Below are 3,852 nucleotides of genomic sequence, written 5' to 3'. Positions count from 1 at the left end.
GCTACTCGGCCATCGACGCCGTCACCTCCTTCGTCGGCAGCTATTCCATCGGCCTGCTCGTCACCAACGCGATGTACCAGCAGGGCAAGTACACCGTGCGCGAGGCCATGGTCATCGCCACGGGTTTCTCCACGGTATCGGCCACCTTCATGGTGGTCGTGGCCAAGACCCTGGGCCTGATGGAGCACTGGACGTTCTTCTTCTGGGCCAGCTTCGTCGTGACCTTCGCGGTCACCGCGATCACGGCCTACCTGCCGCCCATCGCCGGCATGGACGACCGCCGCCCCACCCCCGCCGAGGACGACCATGACCCGGCCGCCGGCAACCGCTGGCAGCGGGCCCTGCAAGCGGGTGTGGCGCGCTACCAGTCTCGCGAGCCGCTGCCTCGGATGCTGTGGACCCACCTGAAGGACGGGTTGCAGATGTCCGCCGTGGTCGCCCCCAGCATCCTCGCGGTGGGCTTCGCCGGCCTGTGCCTGGCCAAATTCACGCCGGTGTTCGAGTGGATCGGCGTGCTGCTCAAGCCCGCGCTGTGGGTCGCCGGTGCCGTGCTGGGCCTGGAAAACGCTGCCGCCGCCAGCGGTGCCTTTGCCTCGGGCCTGGCCGAGATGTTCCTGCCGGCCATCCTGCTCAAGGACGCCGAGTTCCTGCTGCGCTTCCTGGTGGCCCTGGTCTCGATCAGCACGGTGCTCTTCCTGTCCGGCTGCGTGCCCTGCATCCTGGCCACCCGCATCCCCGTCAAGTTCCGCGACCTGCTCGTGATCTGGCTGCTGCGCAGCCTGCTGAGCATCGTCCTCGGTGCCGTCGCCCTGCGCGCCGGCCTGGCCTTGGGCTGGCTCGTCTTGCCGGCCTGAGTCTGCGCCCCCACCCGCCTGCCCTGGAGCCCATCATGACCGCCAACCCCGACCCCCGCTACGACCCCACCCGCGTGATCCGCGCCCCGCGCGGCCCCGAGCTGCACTGCAAGAGCTGGCTCACCGAGGCCGCCTACCGCATGCTGCAGAACAACCTCGACCCCGACGTGGCCGAGAACCCCCAGGCCCTGGTGGTCTACGGCGGCATCGGCCGCGCCGCCCGCAACTGGGCCTGCTTCGACCGCATCCTGGCCTGCCTGCGCGAGCTCAACGACGACGAGTCGCTGCTGATCCAGTCGGGCAAGCCGGTCGGCGTGTTCAAGACCCACCCCCATGCCCCACGCGTGCTGATCGCCAACTCCAACCTCGTGCCCAAGTGGGCCACCTGGGAGCACTTCAATGAACTGGACCGCCAGGGCCTGTTCATGTATGGCCAGATGACCGCCGGCAGCTGGATCTACATCGGCAGCCAGGGCATCGTGCAGGGCACCTTCGAGACCTTCGTCGAGGCCGGCCGCCAGCACTACGGGGGGGACTTGTCGGGCCGGTGGATCCTCACCGCCGGCCTGGGCGGCATGGGCGGCGCCCAGCCGCTGGCGGCCACCCTGGCCGGCGCGGTGTCGCTGACCATCGAGTGCCAGCAAAGCAGCATCGACTTCCGCCTGCGCACGCGCTATGTGGACCGGCAGGCCCGCGACATCGACGAGGCGCTGGCGATGGTACGCCACCATTGCGAGCGCAAGGAGGCCGTCTCCATCGCGCTGCTGGGCAATGCCGCCGAGGTGCTGCCCGAGCTGGTCCAACGTGCGAAAGCCGGTGGCCTGAAGCCCGACCTGGTGACCGACCAAACCTCGGCCCACGACCTCATCCACGGCTACCTGCCGGCCGGTTGGACCGTCGAGCAGTGGAAGGCCGCCCAGCGTGACCCTGCAATGCACGCGATGCTGAAAGACGCCGCCGCCCGCAGCTGCGCCGCGCATGTGCAGGCCATGCTCGATTTCCATGCGATGGGGGTGCCCACCGTGGACTACGGCAACAACATCCGCCAGGTGGCCTTCGACCAGGGCGTGAAGAACGCCTTCGACTTCCCCGGCTTCGTGCCGGCTTACATCCGCCCGCTGTTCTGCGAGGGCAAGGGGCCGTTCCGCTGGGTGGCGCTGTCGGGCGACCCGGAAGACATCTACAAGACCGACGCCAAGATCAAGGAGCTCTTCCCCGACAACCACCACACCCACCGCTGGCTGGACATGGCACGCGAACGCATCGCCTTCCAGGGCCTGCCCGCGCGCATCTGCTGGCTGGGCCTGGGCGAACGCCACCGCGCGGGCCTGGCGTTCAACGAGATGGTGCGCAAAGGGGAACTCAAGGCGCCCATCGTGATCGGCCGCGACCACTTGGACACCGGCTCGGTGGCCAGCCCCAACCGCGAAACCGAAGGCATGCGCGACGGCACCGATGCCGTCTCCGACTGGCCGCTGCTCAACGCCCTGCTCAACACCGCCGGCGGCGCCACCTGGGTCAGCCTGCACCATGGCGGCGGCGTGGGCATGGGCTACTCCCAGCATGCGGGCATGGTCATCGTGGCCGACGGCAGCGATGCCGCTGCCGAGCGCCTGGGGCGTGTGCTGGTCAACGACTGCGGCTCGGGCGTGATGCGCCACGCCGACGCCGGTTACGAACTGGCCATTGCCACCGCGAAGCAACAGGGGCTCAATCTGCCCATGATCGACCGGACCTGAGCATGCACGACACCCTGGTTCTCACCCCTGGCCGGCTGACCTTGGCCGAGCTGCGCGCCTTGTGGGCGGCGCCCCGGCGCGTGGCCCTGCCCGAGGCCGCGCACGCAGCCATTGCGGCCTCGGCGGCGGCCATCGACGCCATCGTCGCGCGCGGCGAAGCGGCCTACGGCATCAACACCGGCTTTGGCAAGCTGGCAAAGACGCGCATCCCCGACGCCCAGCTCGAACAGTTGCAGCGCAACCTCATCCTCTCGCATTCGGTGGGCACGGGCGAGCCGATGAGCGACGCCACCGTGCGGCTGGTGATGGCGATGAAGGCCGCGAGCCTGGCGCGCGGCCATTCAGGGGTGCGCCCGGTGGTGATCGACACCCTGCTGGCGGTGCTCAACGCCGGCATCGTGCCGCAGATCCCGTCCAAGGGCTCGGTTGGCGCCTCAGGCGACCTGGCCCCGCTGTCGCACATGACCCTGGCGCTGATGGGCGAGGGCGAGGTGCGCATGGACGGCCGCGTGGTGCCGGCCGCGGCCGCGCTGCAGGCCGCCGGCATCGCGCCGCTGCGGCTTGCCGCCAAGGAGGGCCTGGCCCTGATCAACGGCACCCAGGTGTCCACCGCGCTGGCGCTGCACGGGCTGTTCTTGGCCGAGCGCCTGCTGGAGGCCGGCAGCCTCACCGGCGCGCTGTGCGTCGACGCCGCCAAGGGCAGCGACACGCCCTTCGATGCGCGCATCCACGCGCTGCGCGGCCAGCCGGGGCAGATCGCCAGCGCCGCTGTCACGCGCGCCCTGCTCGAAGGCAGCGCAATCCGGCAGTCGCACGTGGTGAACGACGAGCGCGTGCAGGACCCGTACAGCCTGCGCTGCCAGCCCCAGGTGATGGGCGCCTGCCGCGACCTCATCATGCAGGCGGCGCGCACGCTGCTCATCGAGGCCAACGCCGTCACCGACAACCCGCTGGTCTTTGCCGACACAGGCGAGGTGCTCTCGGGGGGCAACTTCCACGCCGAGCCCGTGGCCTTCGCTGCCGACACCCTGGCGCTGGCGCTGGCCGAGATCGGCGCGCTGTCCGAGCGGCGCATCGCCTTGCTGATCGACAGCACCCTCTCGGGGCTGCCACCCTTCCTGGTGGACAACCCCGGGCTGAACAGCGGCTTCATGATCGCCCACGTCACCGCCGCCGCCCTGGCTTCGGAGAACAAGTCGCTCGCCCACCCGGCCAGCGTGGACAGCCTGCCCACCAGCGCCAACCAGGAAGACCATGTG

The 3,852-nt window shown here is 70.0% G+C and carries 3 protein-coding genes; all 3 read left to right on the top strand.

The features are described 5' to 3' along the window. Positions 1–854 (top strand): YjiH family protein (locus ACK42S_RS16370; protein ID WP_409709997.1); only part of this gene is annotated, 854 nt, incomplete at its 5' end. A gap of 35 nt (positions 855–889) precedes the next feature. Beyond that, the gene (hutU, locus tag ACK42S_RS16365) at positions 890–2,593 is read left to right on the top strand and encodes a urocanate hydratase (RefSeq protein WP_409709994.1); all 1,704 of its coding nucleotides are present in this window, start codon (positions 890–892) and stop codon (positions 2,591–2,593) included. 2 nt (positions 2,594–2,595) lie between these two features. Next, the coding region (hutH, locus tag ACK42S_RS16360) for a histidine ammonia-lyase (protein ID WP_409709991.1) at positions 2,596–3,852 on the top strand (1,257 nt) is incomplete at its 3' end.

This window comes from Caldimonas sp. (genome assembly GCF_046289365.1).
Classification (GTDB): domain Bacteria; phylum Pseudomonadota; class Gammaproteobacteria; order Burkholderiales; family Burkholderiaceae_C; genus Caldimonas.
The sequence above is the reverse complement of the archived record's forward strand: the minus strand, read 5'-3'. Positions and strand labels throughout refer to the sequence as shown.